This window comes from Kitasatospora azatica KCTC 9699, assembly GCF_000744785.1.
GTDB classification, from domain to species: Bacteria; Actinomycetota; Actinomycetes; order Streptomycetales; family Streptomycetaceae; genus Kitasatospora; species Kitasatospora azatica.
Genome location: NZ_JQMO01000002.1, coordinates 2292245 through 2308806, shown reverse-complemented (window position 1 = coordinate 2308806; position 16562 = coordinate 2292245). Strand labels below are relative to the sequence as shown.

The 16562-nt window shown below is 70.7% G+C and carries 12 protein-coding genes; 8 read left to right on the top strand and 4 right to left on the bottom strand.

Going from position 1 to position 16562, the window contains the following annotated elements; all coding sequences use genetic code 11:
- Positions 1-59: 59 nt before the first annotated feature.
- Positions 60-830, bottom strand: coding sequence for a dihydrofolate reductase family protein (locus BR98_RS10580; RefSeq protein WP_035842021.1), 771 nt, complete (start codon positions 828-830; stop codon positions 60-62).
- Between BR98_RS10580 and zapE the strand changes: the two genes are divergently transcribed.
- The 5 genes from zapE (at position 829) to BR98_RS10555 (ending at position 8233) form a co-directional block, all read left to right on the top strand.
- The gene (gene zapE, locus BR98_RS10575) at positions 829-1932 is read left to right on the top strand and encodes a cell division protein ZapE (RefSeq protein ID WP_083976245.1); all 1104 of its coding nucleotides are present in this window, start codon (positions 829-831) and stop codon (positions 1930-1932) included. The genes BR98_RS10580 and zapE overlap by 2 nt on opposite strands.
- A 101-nt stretch (positions 1933-2033) precedes the next feature.
- Positions 2034-4289 carry a glycoside hydrolase family protein gene (locus BR98_RS10570; RefSeq protein WP_035842018.1) on the top strand — a complete coding sequence of 752 codons (2256 nt, stop codon included), beginning with the start codon at positions 2034-2036 and terminating at the stop codon, positions 4287-4289.
- A gap of 48 nt (positions 4290-4337) precedes the next feature.
- Positions 4338-6431 (top strand): excinuclease ABC subunit UvrB, encoded by a 2094-nt coding sequence (gene uvrB / locus BR98_RS10565; RefSeq protein WP_035842015.1) that lies wholly within the window; start codon positions 4338-4340, stop codon positions 6429-6431.
- Between the two features lie 84 nt (positions 6432-6515).
- Complete coding sequence (locus BR98_RS10560) at positions 6516-7100, top strand: TerD family protein (RefSeq protein WP_035842013.1); 585 nt, start codon at positions 6516-6518, stop codon at positions 7098-7100.
- A gap of 209 nt (positions 7101-7309) precedes the next feature.
- Entirely contained in the window at positions 7310-8233 is a 924-nt protein-coding gene (locus tag BR98_RS10555; protein ID WP_035842010.1) for a TerC family protein, read from the top strand.
- A 26-nt stretch (positions 8234-8259) separates the two neighbouring features.
- Here BR98_RS10555 and BR98_RS10550 read toward each other — a convergent pair whose 3' ends face one another.
- From BR98_RS10550 to BR98_RS10540, 3 genes are all read right to left on the bottom strand, one after another.
- Entirely contained in the window at positions 8260-9354 is a 1095-nt protein-coding gene (locus BR98_RS10550; protein ID WP_035842007.1) for a hypothetical protein, read from the bottom strand.
- A gap of 172 nt (positions 9355-9526) precedes the next feature.
- Positions 9527-10180 carry an MBL fold metallo-hydrolase gene (locus BR98_RS10545; RefSeq protein ID WP_035842005.1) on the bottom strand — a complete coding sequence of 218 codons (654 nt, stop codon included), beginning with the start codon at positions 10178-10180 and terminating at the stop codon, positions 9527-9529.
- A gap of 47 nt (positions 10181-10227) precedes the next feature.
- On the bottom strand, positions 10228-10998 hold the full coding sequence (locus BR98_RS10540; protein WP_051969543.1) for a maleylpyruvate isomerase family mycothiol-dependent enzyme: 771 nt from the start codon (positions 10996-10998) through the stop codon (positions 10228-10230).
- Positions 10999-11248: 250 nt separating this feature from the next.
- On the opposite strand from BR98_RS10540, the gene uvrA reads away from it, so the two are divergent.
- From uvrA to uvrC, 3 genes are all read left to right on the top strand, one after another.
- Positions 11249-14155, top strand: a complete 2907-nt coding sequence (uvrA, locus tag BR98_RS10535) for an excinuclease ABC subunit UvrA (protein ID WP_035843935.1) — start codon at positions 11249-11251, stop codon at positions 14153-14155.
- A gap of 75 nt (positions 14156-14230) precedes the next feature.
- The gene (locus tag BR98_RS10530; RefSeq protein ID WP_035842002.1) at positions 14231-14683 is read left to right on the top strand and encodes a Rieske (2Fe-2S) protein; all 453 of its coding nucleotides are present in this window, start codon (positions 14231-14233) and stop codon (positions 14681-14683) included.
- Positions 14684-14718: 35 nt separating this feature from the next.
- Positions 14719-16548 (top strand): excinuclease ABC subunit UvrC, encoded by a 1830-nt coding sequence (uvrC, locus tag BR98_RS10525; protein ID WP_407639429.1) that lies wholly within the window; start codon positions 14719-14721, stop codon positions 16546-16548.
- The last annotated feature ends 14 nt before the right edge of the window (positions 16549-16562 follow it).

Here is a 16562-nt window from a genome sequence, read left to right as displayed (position 1 = left end):
GTGCCCGGAGGAAGCTTTCCTCACGCGGCACACACGGCGCACGGGCCACGTGGGAGTGATCAAAAGGCCGGACTGCTGACGGGGGTACGGCAGTAGCGAGTGAAGAGGAAACCTTTCTGCTCGATCAATGAGACCAGTCGCATCCGCTGCGCGTCAGCCATTTCGGCACCGTGCATGATCCGTGGTGCGTCGCCGGCGGTGACGAGCGGGGCCAGCGAGAGGCAGAGCTCGTCCAGCAGCCCGGCCGCGGCGAGCTGGGCCAGCAGCCGCGGGCCGCCCTCGGTGAGCTGGCGGGTCCAGCCCCGGGCGGTGAGCGCGGCCTGGGCGGCCGGCAGGTCGACCGAGCCGCGGCCGACCGCGACCAGGTCGGCGACCTCGGCGACGGCGGCCCGGGCGGCGGCCGGGGCGTCCTCGGTGGTGATCACCACGGTCCGCACCAGCGGCTCGGTGAACAGCGGGGCGGTCAGGTCCAGCGTCAGGCTGCGGCTGACCACCGCGATCGCGGGCGCCGGCGCCTGACCGGCCGCCTCCCGCGCCGCCGCGAACGCCTCCCGCGCCCGGGCCGGCCGGTAGCCCTCGGCCCTTACCGTCTCGGCGCCGACCAGCACCACGTCACTGAGCGCCCGCAGCACCCCGAAGATCCGTTTGTCGGCATCGCCCGACAGGCCCTCGGAGAGACCGGCGAGCTTGGCCGCCCCGTCCAGCGAGGAGACCATGTTCGCCCGCAGCCAGGGGCGGCCCAGGTTCACCTGCTCGGGGTACGCATACGTCTCGGCGAGCGCCTCCAGTGAGGAGAGATCGCGATGTGACGGAGAGATCAGCTGGCGCATGACTGGCAGTGTTCCACGACGCGTACCCTTTACTACCGTGCCCGGAGCCTCCCACCCTGATGCCATAGCCACCGCCACGACGACCGCGCCGGTGGCCCTCGCCGAGCGCCGCCCGGTGGTCCCGGCCGAGCGGCTGGTCGCCGAGATGGTGCCGCCGCCGCGCTTCGCCGGGGTGAGCTTCGGTTCCTACCTGCCGGACCCGACCCAGCCCAGCCAGTACGAGGCCGTCACCGTCCTGGAGGAGTTCGCGGCCGGGCTGAATGCCGCCGAGGCCCCCAAGCGCGGCTGGTTCCGCCGGGCCCCCGCGGCCCCCAGCGGCCCGGCCGGGGTCTACCTGGACGGCGGCTACGGCGTCGGCAAGACCCACCTGCTGGCCTCGCTCTGGCACGCGGCGCCCGGGCCGAAGGCTTTCGGCACCTTCGTGGAGCTGACCAACCTGGTCGGTGCGCTGGGCTTCCAGCAGGCCGTGCAGACCCTGTCCGGGCACAAGCTGCTCTGCATCGACGAGTTCGAGCTGGACGACCCCGGCGACACCGTGCTGGTCTCCACCCTGCTCTCCCGGCTGGTGGAGGCAGGGGTGAAGCTGGCCGCCACCTCGAACACGCTGCCGGAGAAGCTCGGCGAGGGCCGGTTCGCCGCCACCGACTTCCTGCGCGAGATCCAGGGCCTCTCGGCGCACTTCCGCCCGCTGAGGATCGACGGCCAGGACTACCGCCACCGCGGCCTGCCGGACGCCCCGCCGCCCTGCACCGACGAGGAGGTCACCGAGCGCGCCACCGGCACCCCCGGCGCCGCGCTGGACGACTTCTCCGACCTGCTGGCCCACCTCTCGGCCGTCCACCCCAGCCGCTACGGCGCGCTGCTCGACGACGTGCACGCCGTCTTCCTGCGCGGCGTCTGCCCGGTGGAGGACCAGTCCACCGCGCTGCGCCTGGTGGTGCTGGCCGACCGGATGTACGACCGCGAGCTGCCGATCACCGCCTCGGGCGTCCCGTTCGACCAGGTGTTCTCCGAGGAGATGCTCAAGGGCGGCTACCGCAAGAAGTACCTGCGGGCGATCTCCCGCCTGGTGGCGCTGGCCCGGGACAGCGCGCGGGCCTGATCGCCGTTATCGAGCGATGAGCGGCTCGTGATGCCGGCTTCCTACGATGACGGTTCGTCCACTACCGGACGATCCGTCATTTCTCACGCTGGAGCTCATCGATGCCCCGCGCCACCCGCCGTCCCGGCCTGCTCGCAGCCGTCCTGCTGCTGATAGCCGCGCTCTTCGGCACTGTCCAGGCCGCCCAGGCCGCCCAGGCGGCCACCCCGGCCACCCCGACTGCCCCGGCCGTCGTCGCCCCCGCCGCCACGACCCCGCCGGCCGGGGTCACGGTCACCGGCGTCGACCTGCACGACGGTCAGATCCAGAAGTTCGGTTCGACGTACTACCTGTACGGCACCATGTACAACTGTGGCTACCAGTGGCTGCAGGCGCCCACGCCCTGGTGCGGATTCGGCGTCTCCACCGCGCCGAGCATGAACGGCCCGTGGACCACGCCGACCATGCTCTTCTCGAAGGACGCGGCCGACCCGTACAACCCGGGCAACACGTACCAGGCGATCTGTGGCGGCTACGGTTCGGGCTGCTTCTCGCCGCGGATGGTGCAGCGCTCGGGCTGGGGGGCCAACGACGGCGTCTTCGTGCTCTGGTTCAACGCGCCCGCCTACATGAACCTGCCGGCCCCGAACACGGCCCCGCACGCCTACATGACGATGGGCTGCAACGGCCCGGCGGGCCCGTGCGGCGCCTCGGCCGGTGCGCCCTACGGCAGCACGTACCGCCCGGTCCTGCACCAGTGCGGCACCGCCAACGGCGACCCGGGGCTGACCGCCAGCTCCGAGAACGGCTCGATCGCCCTGATCTGCCCGGCAGTCGGCACCACCTCGGTCTCCATCGAGCAGCTCGACAAGTGGGGCACCAACGGCACCGGCGTCGGCGTCACCAACGTGGCCGGCCTGAGCAGTGCCGAGGCGATGGGCGCCTACCGGGACGCCGCCACCGGCACCTGGGTGATGACCTTCGCCGACCGCAACTGCGGCTACTGCGCGGGCACCGGGGCGGGCTACGCGACGGCGCCCAGCATGATGGGCCCGTGGACTGCGCCGACCAACCTCGGCGTCGGCCAGTCCGCCGACGCCCGTCGGGTGTTCTCCGCCAACTCCTGCGGCGGGCAGGTCGACACGGTCTCGGTGATCGACGGCCAGGCCTGGGAGAAGGTCGACTTGTGGACCGGCGCGATGAACGAGAAGGGTGCCGGCCTGCGCTTCGAGCCGCTCACCTTCACTCCCAGCACCCGTACCGCCGGTGACGCCCAGGTCTGGCGTCCCGAACTGGCACCGTTCGGCTGCACCGACACGCCCAGCACCACGACCCTGCCGGCGCCCGTCACGATCAGCGGTGTGGACCTGCACGACGGTCAGATCCAGAAGTTCGGTTCGACGTACTACCTGTACGGCACGATGTACAACTGCGGCTACACCTGGCTGAAGAACCCCACCACCTGGTGCGGCTTCGGCGTCTCCACCGCGACCAGCATGAACGGGCCGTGGTCCACCCCGACGCTGCTGTTCTCACCGAACGCGGCGGACCCGCTGAACAACAACAACAGTTACCAGGCGGTCTGCGCCAGTGGCTCCGGGTGCTTCTCGCCGCGGATGATCCAGCGCTCCGGTTGGGGCGCCAACGACGGCGTCTTCATCCTCTGGTTCAACGCGCCCGGGTACCTGAACCTCGGCGCCCCGAACGGCTACGTGGCGATGGGCTGCAACGGCCCGGCGGGCCCCTGCGGCGCTTCGGCCGGTGCGCCCTACGGCACCACCCACCGTCCCAACCTGCACCAGTGCAACGGCGCCAACGGCGACGCGGGGCTGACCACCTCGCCGGAGAACGGGGCGATCGCGCTGGTCTGCCCGCAGGCCGGCACCACCTCGCTCGCGCTCGAGCAGCTGAGCTACTGGGGCACCGACGGCACCGGCACCGGCGTCACCGGCCTGGCCGGACTCAGCAGCGTGGAGTCCACCGGCGTCTACCGGGACACCGCCACCGGCACCTGGGTGCTGACCTACGCCGACAAGAACTGCGGCTTCTGCTCGGGCACCGGGACCGGCTACGCGACCGCCCCCAGCCTGCTGGGCCCGTGGACGGCGCCGGCCAACCTCGGGGTCTGGAACACCAGCGTGCCCGATTCGCCCGCGCACGGCCGCCGGCAGATCACCGCGAACTCCTGCGGCGGCAAGCCCGACACCGTCTCGGTGATCGACGGGCAGGCCTGGCAGAAGATCAACCTGTGGACCGGTTCGACCGCACCGGCCGGTTCCAACCTGCACTTCGAGCCGCTCGGCTACAGCCCGTCGACCCACAAGGCGGGCGACGGACAGCTCTGGCGGCCCGAGGTCGCGCCCTTCAGCTGCGGGTGATCGGCTGATCCCCGGTTGAATGTCCGTGGTGGGTCGTACGGTGGTCTCGTGCGACCCATCACGAGCATTGAGCGGACCACGGCGCCTTTCGAGGTCGTCAGCCCCTACCAGCCCAACGGAGACCAGCCGGCGGCCATCGCCGAGCTGGAGCGCCGCATCCGCGCGGGCGAGAAGGACGTCGTCCTGCTCGGCGCCACCGGCACCGGCAAGTCGGCCACCACCGCCTGGATGATCGAGAAGCTCCAGCGGCCCACCCTGGTGATGGCGCCGAACAAGACCCTGGCCGCCCAGCTGGCCAACGAGTTCCGCGAGCTGCTGCCGAACAACGCGGTCGAGTACTTCGTCTCGTACTACGACTACTACCAGCCCGAGGCCTACGTCCCGCAGACGGACACCTACATCGAGAAGGACTCCTCGATCAACGAGGAGGTCGAGCGGCTGCGCCACTCCGCCACCAACTCGCTGCTCACCCGCCGGGACGTGATCGTGGTCGCCTCGGTCTCCTGCATCTACGGCCTCGGCACCCCGCAGGAGTACGTGGACCGGATGGTCCGGCTCAAGGTCGGCGAGGAGATCGACCGGGACGCGCTGCTGCGCCGCTTCGTCGACATCCAGTACACCCGCAACGACCTCGCCTTCACCCGCGGCACCTTCCGGGTCCGGGGCGACACCGTGGAGATCTTCCCGGTCTACGAGGAACTCGCGCTGCGGATCGAGATGTTCGGCGACGAGATCGAGGCGCTCTACACCCTGCACCCGCTGACCGGCGAGATCATCAGCCAGGACGACTCCATCCACGTCTTCCCCGCCACCCACTACGTGGCCGGGCCGGAGCGGATGGAGCGGGCGATCAACGGCATCGAGGTCGAGCTGGCGGAGCGGCTGGCCACCCTGGAGAAGCAGGGCAAGCTGCTGGAGGCCCAGCGGCTGCGGATGCGCACCACCTACGACATCGAGATGCTCCGCCAGATCGGCAGCTGCTCCGGCGTCGAGAACTACTCGATGCACTTCGACGGCCGCGAGCCCGGCAGCCCGCCCAACACCCTGCTCGACTACTTCCCGGAGGACTTCCTCCTGGTCATCGACGAGTCGCACGTGACCGTCCCGCAGATCGGCGCGATGTACGAGGGCGACGCCTCGCGCAAGCGCACCCTGGTCGACCACGGCTTCCGGCTGCCCTCCGCGCTGGACAACCGCCCGCTGAAGTGGGAGGAGTTCCTCGGCCGGATCGGCCAGACCGTCTACCTCTCCGCCACCCCCGGCCCCTACGAACTCTCCCGCGGCGACGGTCAGGTGGAGCAGATCATCCGCCCCACCGGCCTGATCGACCCCGAGGTGATCGTCAAGCCCACCGAGGGCCAGATCGACGACCTGGTGCACGAGATCCGCGACCGGGTGGCCAAGGACGAGCGGGTGCTGGTCACCACGCTCACCAAGAAGATGTCCGAGGACCTCACCGACTACCTGCTCGGCCTGGACATCCGGGTCCGGTACCTGCACAGCGACATCGACACGCTGCGCCGGGTCGAGCTGCTGCGCGAGCTGCGGGCCGGCAAGTACGACGTCCTGGTCGGCATCAACCTGCTCCGCGAGGGCCTGGACCTGCCCGAGGTCTCGCTGGTGGCGATCCTGGACGCCGACAAGGAGGGCTTCCTGCGCTCCGGCACCTCGCTGATCCAGACCATCGGCCGCGCCGCCCGTAACGTCTCCGGCCAGGTCCACATGTACGCGGACCGGATCACCCCGTCGATGGAGAAGGCGATCGAGGAGACCAACCGCCGCCGCGAGGTCCAGCAGGCCTACAACCAGAAGCACGGCATCGACCCGCAGCCGCTGCGCAAGAAGATCGGCGACATCCTGGACACCCTGGCCCGGGAGGAGATCGACACCGAGGAGCTGATGGCCACCGGTTACCGGGACACCAAGGCCAAGGGCAAGGCCCCGGTGCCGGCGCTGGGCGCCGACCGCAAGCAGGCCAAGAGCCTGCCGGCCACCGAACTCGCCGCGCTGATCGAGGACATGACGCAGCGCATGCACAATGCCGCGGCCTCGCTCCAGTTCGAACTGGCCGCCCGGCTGCGCGACGAGGTCAAGGAGCTGAAGAAGGAGCTGCGCCAGATGCGTGAGGCGGGCATCGCGTAGTAGCCCCGGCGACGGCGGCGCCCCTGGCCCGGGCGCCGCCCAGGGCCTAGGGTGAGCAGGGCGAAACGAAGAGGGGGCCGCACAGTGTCGGTGAGTCTGAGCAAGGGCCAGCAGGTGAGCCTGCGCAAGGCAAGCGGGGAGTCGCTGAGCCTGGTCAGGATGGGCCTGGGTTGGCGGGCGGCGCCCAAGCGCGGCCTGTTCGGCAGCCGGACCCGGCAGATCGACCTGGACGCCTCCGCGCTGCTCTACGCCGAGCACACCCCGGCCGACGTGGTCTTCTTCCAGCAGCTGGTGAGCAAGGACGGCTCGGTGCGGCACACCGGGGACAACCTGGTCGGCGGCGCCGGGGCGGGGGCGGACGACGAGTCCATCGTGGTGGACCTGACCCGGATCCCGGAGCGGATCACCCAGGTGGTCTTCACCGTCAGCTCGTACACCGGGCAGACCTTCGCCGAGGTGCAGAACGCGCACTGCCGGCTGTTGGACGAGCTGACCAACCAGGAGCTGGCCCGCTACGACCTGGCCGGCGGTGGCGGGCACACCGGGCAGATCATGGCCAAGGTCTTCCGCGAGCCGAGCGGCGGCGGCTGGGGGATGCAGGCGATCGGCGCGCCGGCCAAGGCGCGGACCTTCCAGGACCTGCTGCCCGCGATCGAGCCGTTCCTGTAGAGCTCTTTACCTTCTCTTGGGAATCACTGGTACTCTCCTTGGTATCGGAGGGGAGTATTCCCCTACGGTGCTCCCGTCATCACGGTGACCTTTCTGGTGGTCACCCGGGTTCACCGGTCCGCCTGAGCAGACGTTCCCGACCAGACGTCCCTCAGCAGGCGGACGGAAGAGACCTCCGGCAGTCGACACCTGCCGGAGGAGCAGCTTCCATGGACGTCTCTCTCACCCTGTGGATCACCACCATCGGGGTGCTGGTCGCCCTGATCGCCGCCGACTTCTTCATCGGCGGCCGCAAGCCGCACGAGGTCTCGATCAAGGAGGCCGGTGCCTGGACCGCGGTCTGGGTGGTGCTGGCGCTGATCTTCGGCGGTTTCCTCTGGTGGCGGTTCGGCGGGCAGCCGGCCGGGGAGTTCTTCGCCGGCTACGTCACCGAGAAGTCGCTGAGCGTCGACAACCTCTTCGTCTTCGTCCTGATCATGGCCAAGTTCGCGGTGCCGAAGGTCCAGCAGGCCCGGGTGCTGATGGTCGGCGTGATCATCGCGCTGGTGCTGCGGGCGGTCTTCATCGCCGGCGGCGCGGCCCTGGTCGCCACCTTCTCCTGGGTCTTCTACTTCTTCGGCGCCTTCCTGGTCTGGACGGCCTGGAAGCTGGTCAAGGAGGCCCGGGCGGGCCGTCAGGAGGCCGAGTTCGAGGAGAACCGGCTGCTCACGGCCGTCCGGCGGCGGTTCCCGGCGATCTCCGCGATGACCGTGGTGATGCTGGCGATCGGCACCACCGACCTGCTCTTCGCGCTGGACTCGATCCCGGCCATCTTCGGCCTCACCCAGCAGCCGTACATCGTGCTCACCGCCAACGCCTTCGCCCTGATGGGCCTGCGCCAGCTCTACTTCCTGCTCGGCGGGCTGCTGAAGAAGCTGGTCCACCTCTCGTACGGGCTCTCGGTGATCCTCGGCTTCATCGGCGTGAAGCTGGTGCTGCACGCCCTGCACGAGAGCGGGGTGCGGGTGCCCGAGATCGGCATCCCGCTCTCGCTGGGCTTCATCGTGCTGGTCCTGGCGGTCACCACGGTCACCAGCCTGCGGGCCTCGAGGCGGGCCGAGCTGCGGGCCGAGCTGCGGGCGGCCGAGGGCTGAGTCCCCGGCCGCCCGCGGAACGGGTGCTACTCGCCGGCGCCCGCGACGGTCACCGCGGTGCCCGAGTAGGAGCCGGGGACGGCGGCGTTGACGTTGCCGAAGGAGGTCCAGTGGCCGGTGGTGTCGCGCAGGGTGTGGAACAGCCCGCCGTTGTCGGTCAGCACGGCGATCTGCAGCACCGGGCTGCCGGTGATGGCACTGGTGCCGGAGGCGCCGACGCCGGTGATCCTGCCGGGGTTGCCGGCGGCGGCCTCGACGTTGCCGAAGACGGTCCAGTTGCCGGTCGCGTTGCGGATCGCGTGGTAGACGCCGGTCCCGTTGTTGCCGCTCACCACCACCTGCAGCTGGCCGTTGACGCCACCCACGGCGACGTGCTCGGCGGTGCCCGGGTTGCTGGAGTTGGCGAAGACGTCGCCCCAGCTGGAGAAGGCGCTCGCGCTGTCGGCCCGCTTGGCGTGCCAGAGCTTGCCGCCGGCCACGGCCACCAGCTGGGTGTCGGTGCCGTCGGTGCTGGCGGCGGCGAGCTCGGTGGTGCTGCCGATGCCGTTGAGCGACAGGCTCAGGTCGGACCAGTTGGTCCAGCTGCCGTCGGTGTGCCGGACGATCTCGTACAGGCCGCCGTTGCCGGCGATCGCGAAGAGGTGGAACTCGCCACCGACCACGACGGAGGCGGCCAGCTTGACCACCGGGGTGGTCGGCGGGCTGAACTGCGAGTGCACGATCGGGATCGAGCTGCTGATCGGCGCGGTGGTGCCGGTCGGCGAGACCCAGCCGGAGTTCTGGCTGTAGATCAGGAACTGGATCTCGTCGGCGAACATCGAGGCCAGGAAGGTGCTTCCGGAGCCGTTCTCGGCCTGGGTCAGCGACGAGGTGGCGCCGGGGTTGAAGTACATGTCCGGCACCGAGTCCCAGGCACTCCAGGTGCCGTCGGCGTGCCGGACGGTGTGGTACGGCGCCCCGTTGGGGCCGGTGTTGATGGTGAGCTGGAAGTCGTTCGGCGGCGAGACCACGCCGATCGGACCGACCGTCAGGGCGTTGGCCGGGACCGAGCTCACGGCCAGCGCGACGGCGGCGGCGCCGACCGCCAGGCGCAGCGCGGTGCGGGACAGACGAGTGGTCATGGAAATTCCCCCTGTGGTGAACAGCTGATGAAGGATCAGCAGCTCAACGGCGTGATCGCCGGATGCTGACCGGTACGGACCCTACCCGTTGACGATCATCGCCGAAAGCCCGTTCCAGGGGAGAGGCCCGGGGCCGCCCGGGAGGCCCCGGGCGGCGTTCACCGGGCGGCGTTCACCAGCCGCGCTCGCGCCACTGCGGCAGCTGCGGGCGCTCGGCGCCGAGGGTGGTGTCCTTGCCGTGGCCCGGGTAGACCCAGGACTCGTCCGGCAGCACGTCGAAGAGCTTGGTGGTGACGTCCCGGTAGAGGCTGTCGAAGGCCGCCGGGTCGTTCCAGGTATTGCCGACACCCCCGGGGAAGAGGCAGTCCCCGGTGAAGACGTGCGGGTGGCCCTCCGGGTCGTCGTAGATCAGCACGATCGCGCCCGGGGTGTGGCCGACCAGGTGACGGACCGTCAGCGACACCTCGCCGACCCGCACGGTGTCGCCGTCCGCGAGCAGCAGGTCGGTGGGGACCTCGATGCCCTCCGCGTCGAACTGGCCGGCCGCGGTGCGGGCGCCGGTGGCGGCGACCACCTCGGCCAGCGCGTTCCAGTGGTCGTGGTGGCGGTGCGTGGTCACCACGGTGGCCAGCTGCTCGCCGACGGTCTCCAGCAGGGTCGGGGCGTCGGCGGCCGCGTCGATCAGCAGCTGCTCGTCGGTGGCACGGCAGCGCAGCAGGTAGGCGTTGTTGTCGAACGGCCCGACCGCGACCTTGGTGATGATCAGGTGGGCGAGTTCCCGCAGGTCCGGCCGCCCGCCGACGTGGACGTCTCCGTGGTAGCTCAAGGGTCACTCCTCAGTCCGCTGTCCAGGGTGGACACCATGATCCTCCGTCAGCCCATCGGAGGGAGGGTGGGCAGGGCGGTGCGCGGGTCGGCGAGCAGGTGGCCGTCCCGGTGCACCTGCAGGCCGTCGCCGTCGGAGCGGCCGGAGAGCCAGGCGGTCAGGGCGCGCACCGGGCCCTCGACCCGCAGCTCGAACGGCGCCTCGGCGGCCGCCCCGGTGCCGAGCCGGGCCCGGTCGCCGGTGTCCTCGGCGACCAGCTCGACGCTCGGCAGGCCGTCCAGGGTGGCGAACCGGCGGGCCAGCTTGCCGAACTCGACGGTGGCGAACTCCTGGGGCCAGTGCGCGGGGGTGTAGCCGACGGCCAGGTCGACGTGGTGGTACTCCAGTTCGGCCAGCCGCTTCCAGGGCAGCTCGCTGGCCTGGAAGGTGTAGCCGTGCCGGTGCTTCAGCTCGGCCGCCCAGGCCTCGGCGGGCAGCTCGGCGGCGGCCGCGGCCAGCCGCTCGGCGGAGCTGCGCAGGTCGGCGAGCTGCTCGTCGAGCGGGCGGGGCGCGCCCTGCTGGATGCCGTCCTCGCGGGCCTGCTCGCTCGCGTACTGCGGGATGTCCTGGCCGGTGCGGGCCGATTCCAGCAGGTTGACCAGTGAGTCGGCGTTGCGGGACAGGTGCGCCAGCAGGTGGCCGCGGGTCCAGCCGGGCAGCGCGCTGGGCTCGGCCACCGCCGTGGGCGGCAGCTCGGCGACGGTGCGCAGCAGGTGCTCGGTGCTGGCTTCGACGGTGCGCAGGGTGGCGGCGGCGGTCTGGGCCGGGTCGCTGGTCATCGGGCGGGCCTCCTGGGTGGGCGTTGCCTTGGCTGGGCCGGACTCGTTGGAACAGCCGAAGGCTATCGCCGGGGGCGAGGCTGAGCAGGGGGTTTCCCGACGCCGGCCCGATTGTCAGTGGTGTGGTGTTCACTCCTTCGGGTGGTGTCGGCTGGACAAGGTCGATAATCGAACGCCTGAGCTATACGCTGATCGGCGACACTGGAAAAGCTCTTTTGTTGTCCGTTCCCGGAGAAAGGCGCCAGTAGCAGTGGCCGACCGCCTCATCGTCCGCGGTGCTCGCGAGCACAACCTCAAGAACGTCTCGCTCGACCTGCCCCGGGACTCGCTGATCGTCTTCACGGGGCTCTCCGGGTCGGGCAAGTCCTCGCTGGCCTTCGACACCATCTTCGCCGAGGGGCAGCGCCGCTACGTCGAGTCGCTCTCCTCCTACGCCCGCCAGTTCCTCGGGCAGATGGACAAGCCCGACGTCGACTTCATCGAGGGCCTCTCGCCGGCCGTCTCGATCGACCAGAAGTCCACCAACCGGAACCCGCGCTCCACCGTCGGCACCATCACCGAGGTCTACGACTACCTTCGGCTGCTCTTCGCCCGGGTCGGCAAGCCGCACTGCCCGCACTGCGGCCGGCCGATCGCCAAGCAGTCCCCGCAGGCGATCGTGGACAAGGTGCTGGAGCTCACCGAGGGCACCCGCTTCCAGGTGCTCAGCCCGGTGGTCCGCGAGCGCAAGGGCGAGTTCGTCGACCTCTTCGCCGACCTGCAGTCCAAGGGCTACGCCCGGGCCCGGGTGGACGGCGAGACCATCCAGCTGACCGAGCCGCCCAAGCTCAAGAAGCAGGAGAAGCACACCATCGAGGTGGTGATCGACCGCCTCACCGTCAAGGAGAGCGCCAAGCGCCGGCTGACCGACTCGGTCGAGACCGCCCTCAAGCTCTCCGCCGGCATGGTGGTGCTCGACTTCGTCGACCTCGACGCGGACGACCCCGAGCGCGAGCGGATGTACTCCGAGCACCTCTACTGCCCGTACGACGACGTCTCCTTCGAGGAGCTCGAGCCGCGCTCCTTCTCCTTCAACTCCCCGTTCGGCGCCTGCCCGGAGTGCACCGGCCTGGGCAGCCGGATGGAGGTGGACCCGGAGCTGGTGGTCCCCGACGAGGAGAAGTCGCTCGACGAGGGCGCCATCCACCCCTGGACCGGCGGCCACATGAAGGAGTACTTCGGCCGGCTGATCGACGCCCTCGCCGGCGAGCTGGGCTTCCGCACCGACATCCCGTGGGCCGGTCTGCCGGCCCGGGCCAAGAAGGCGCTGCTCTACGGCCACAAGGCCAAGGTCGAGGTCCGCTACAACAACCGCTACGGCCGCGAGCGCTCCTACGTCACCGGTTTCGAGGGCGTGATCCCGTTCGTCCAGCGCCGGCACACCGAGGCGGAGACGGACAGCAGCCGGGAGCGCTTCGAGGGCTACATGCGCGAGGTGCCCTGCCCGGCCTGCGAGGGCACCCGGCTCAAGCCGGTGGTGCTCGCGGTCACCGTCCAGGGCAGGTCGATCGCCGAGGTCTCGGCCATGTCGATCAGCGACTGCGCCGACTTCCTGGGCGCGATGAAGCTGACGGCCCGGGACAAGAAGATCGCCGAGCGGGTGCTGAAGGAGGTCAACGAGCGACTGCGGTTCCTGGTCGACGTCGGCCTGGACTACCTCTCGCTCAACCGCGCGGCCGGCACCCTGTCCGGCGGCGAGGCGCAGCGGATCCGGCTGGCCACCCAGATCGGCTCCGGCCTGGTCGGCGTGCTCTACGTGCTGGACGAGCCGTCGATCGGCCTGCACCAGCGCGACAACCACCGGCTGATCGAGACCCTGGTCCGGCTGCGGGACATCGGCAACACCCTGATCGTGGTGGAGCACGACGAGGACACCATCAAGACCGCGGACTGGGTGGTCGACATCGGCCCCGGGGCCGGCGAGCACGGCGGCAAGGTGGTGCACTCCGGCGCGCTCAAGGAGCTGCTCGCCAACGAGGAGTCGCTGACCGGCCAGTACCTCTCCGGCAAGCGGTCGATCCCGATCCCGGCGGTGCGCCGCCCGCGGGACAAGAAGCGCCAGATCGTGGTGCACGGCGCCCGCGAGCACAACCTCAAGGACGTCACGGTCGCCTTCCCGCTCGGCACCTTCACCGCGATCACCGGGGTCTCCGGCTCGGGCAAGTCCACCCTGGTCAACGACATCCTCTACACCCACCTGGCCCGTGAGCTGAACGGCGCCCGAAGCGTGCCGGGCCGGCACACCCGGATCACCGGCACCGACCAGGTGGACAAGGTGGTGCACGTCGACCAGTCGCCGATCGGCCGCACCCCGCGCTCCAACCCGGCCACCTACACCGGCGTCTTCGACCACGTCCGCAAGCTCTTCGCGGAGACCACCGAGGCGAAGGTCCGCGGCTACCTGCAGGGCCGGTTCTCCTTCAACGTCAAGGGCGGCCGCTGCGAGAACTGCTCGGGCGACGGCACCATCAAGATCGAGATGAACTTCCTGCCGGACGTCTACGTCCCCTGCGAGGTCTGCCACGGGGCGCGGTACAACCGGGAGACCCTGGAGGTGCACTACAAGGGCAAGTCCATCGCCGAGGTGCTGGACATGCCGATCGAGGAGGCCCTGCACTTCTTCGAGGCGGTCCCCGCGATCGCCCGCCACCTGCGCACGCTCAACGACGTCGGCCTCGGCTACGTCCGGCTCGGCCAGAGCGCGCCGACCCTGTCCGGCGGTGAGGCGCAGCGCGTCAAGCTCGCCTCCGAGCTGCAGAAGCGCTCCACCGGGCGGACCGTCTACGTGCTGGACGAGCCCACCACCGGTCTGCACTTCGAGGACATCAGCAAGCTGATCAAGGTGCTCTCCGGCCTGGTGGAGAAGGGCAACACGGTGATCGTCATCGAGCACAACCTCGATGTGATCAAGACCGCCGACTGGCTGGTGGACATGGGCCCCGAGGGCGGCAGCGGCGGCGGCATGGTGGTCGCCGAGGGCACCCCGGAGGAGATCGCCGGGGTGACGGCCAGTCACACCGGCAAGTTCCTGCGGGACATCCTGGGCGAGCGGGTCACCGACGAGGCCCCGGTGCCGGCCCCGCGCGGCGCCCGCAAGCGGGCCGTGGCGAAGAAGTAGCGGCGCGCGGAGCGGCTGAGGACGCGCGGTTAGACTGCCGCCGTCCCCAGCCGCTGCCCGCGAAGGAGCCGCACGATGTCCGAGGCCGCCGAGATGCCCACCACCTCCCGACGGACCCTGCTCTGCTGCGGCGCGGCAGTGCTGGCCGGCGGCTCCGCGGTCGCGGTGGCGGGCTGCTCCAGCAGCTCCGGCAGCAACTCCGGCTCGCAGGGCGGCGGCAAGTCCTCGGCCCCGGTCGACCTGGGCGCCGCGGCCGACGTCCCGGTCGGCGGCGGCAAGGTCTACCGCGACCAGAAGATCGTGGTCACCCAGCCCAGCGCCGGGGTGTACAAGGCGTTCAGCGCCCGCTGCACGCACGCCGGTTGCATCGTGGACCAGGTGGTCGACGGCACCATCCGCTGCCCCTGCCACGGCAGCCGGTTCGCCGTCGGCGACGGCTCGGTCCAGGACGGTCCGGCGCCCAAGCCGCTGCCCGCGTACCAGGTCACCGTCGCGGACGGAAAGCTTCAGGTGACCACCGCGAGCTAGGGTTTTGATGGCAGCGCAGCACAAGGGGGACCACGATGGCTGACCCGTCCACCTACCGGCCGGCACCCGGGGCGATCCCGACCTCGCCCGGGGTCTACCGGTTCCGGGACGAGCACGGCCGGGTGATCTACGTCGGCAAGGCCAAGAGCCTGCGCCCGCGCCTGTCCTCGTACTTCCAGGACGTGGCGAACCTGCACCCGCGCACGGCCACCATGGTCACCACCGCCGCCTCGGTGGAGTGGACCGTGGTCGGCACCGAGGTCGAGGCGCTGCAGCTGGAGTACTCCTGGATCAAGGAGTTCGACCCCCGGTTCAACGTCAAGTACCGCGACGACAAGAGCTATCCGGAACTCGCCGTCACCCTGAACGAGGAGTTCCCCCGGGTCCAGGTGATGCGCGGGGCGCACAAGCGGGGCGTGCGGTACTTCGGCCCGTACGGCCACGCCTGGGCGATCCGCGAGACGGTGGACCTGCTGCTGCGCGTCTTCCCGGTCCGCACCTGCTCCAACGGCGTCTTCAAGCGCGCCCAGCAGGTCGGCCGGCCCTGTCTGCTCGGCTACATCGGCAAGTGCGCGGCCCCCTGCGTCGGCAAGATCTCGGCGGACGACCACCTCGCGCTGGCCGAGGAGTTCTGCGACTTCATGGCCGGCCGCACCGGCAACTACCTGCGCCGGCTCGAGGAGCAGATGCGCGAGGCGGCGGCCGAGCTGGAGTACGAGAAGGCGGCCCGGCTGCGGGACGACATCGAGGCGCTCAAGCGCGCGATGGAGAAGAACGCCGTGGTGCTCGCCGACGGCACCGACGCCGACCTGCTGGCGCTGGCCGAGGACGAGTTGGAAGCCGCGGTGCAGATCTTCCACGTCCGCGGCGGCCGGGTGCGCGGCCAGCGCGGCTGGGTCACCGACAAGGTCGAGGACGTGGACACCGCCGCGCTGGTCGAGCACGCGCTGCAGCAGCTCTACGGCGGGGCCAACGAGGACGAGCTGCGGGAGTCCGTCCCGCGCGAGGTGCTGGTCCCGGCGCTGCCCGACCCGGTCGGCCCGGTGGCCGAGTGGCTGGCCGGCCTGCGCGGCGCGGCCGTCGACCTGCGGGTCCCGCAGCGCGGCGACAAGAAGGACCTGATGGCCACCGTCGAGCGCAACGCCCAGCAGGCGCTGGCGCTGCACAAGACCAAGCGGGCCTCCGACCTGACCACCCGCAGCCGGGCGCTGCAGGAGATCGCCGACGCGCTGGAGCTGGACAGCGTCCCGCTGCGGATCGAGTGCTTCGACATCTCGCACCTGCAGGGCCAGGACGTGGTGGCCTCGATGGTGGTCTTCGAGGACGGGCTGGCCCGCAAGAGCGAGTACCGGCGGTTCCAGATCAAGGGCTTCGAGGGCCAGGACGACGTCCGCTCGATGCACGAGGTGATCAGCCGCCGGTTCCGCCGCTACCTGCAGGAGCGCGAGCAGACGGGGGAGTGGGCGGTCCCCGAGTCCCCGGACGAGCCCGAGGACTCCCGAAGCGAGGACGGCCGCACCGAGGACCCCCGCACCGAAGACGCCCGCACCGAGGACCCCCCACCGAAGACGCCCGCACCGAGGACGGCCGCCCGAAGCGCTTCGCCTACCCGCCCCAGCTGCTGGTGGTCGACGGCGGCCAGCCCCAGGTCGCCGCCGCCCAGCGGGCCCTGGACGAGCTCGGCATCGACGATGTCGCGCTCTGCGGCCTGGCCAAGCGCCTGGAGGAGGTCTGGCTGCCCGGCGAGGACGACCCGGTGGTGCTGCCCCGCAGCAGCGAGGGCCTCTACCTGCTGCAGCGGGTCCGCGACGAGGCGCACCGCTTCGCGATCAGCTACCAGCGCGCCAAGCGGGCCAAGCGCCTGACCAGCGGCGGCGGC

Coding starts and splice junctions, on each gene's coding strand:
- BR98_RS10530 (WP_035842002.1), top strand. CDS start 14,231: ATGTCCGAGGCCGCCGAGATGCCCACCACCTCCCGACGGACCCTGCTC.
- uvrC (WP_407639429.1), top strand. CDS start 14,719: ATGGCTGACCCGTCCACCTACCGGCCGGCACCCGGGGCGATCCCGACC.
- BR98_RS10555 (WP_035842010.1), top strand. CDS start 7,310: ATGGACGTCTCTCTCACCCTGTGGATCACCACCATCGGGGTGCTGGTC.
- zapE (WP_083976245.1), top strand. CDS start 829: ATGACTGGCAGTGTTCCACGACGCGTACCCTTTACTACCGTGCCCGGA.
- BR98_RS10550 (WP_035842007.1), bottom strand. CDS start 9,354: ATGACCACTCGTCTGTCCCGCACCGCGCTGCGCCTGGCGGTCGGCGCC.
- BR98_RS10580 (WP_035842021.1), bottom strand. CDS start 830: ATGCGCCAGCTGATCTCTCCGTCACATCGCGATCTCTCCTCACTGGAG.
- BR98_RS10540 (WP_051969543.1), bottom strand. CDS start 10,998: ATGACCAGCGACCCGGCCCAGACCGCCGCCGCCACCCTGCGCACCGTC.
- BR98_RS10570 (WP_035842018.1), top strand. CDS start 2,034: ATGCCCCGCGCCACCCGCCGTCCCGGCCTGCTCGCAGCCGTCCTGCTG.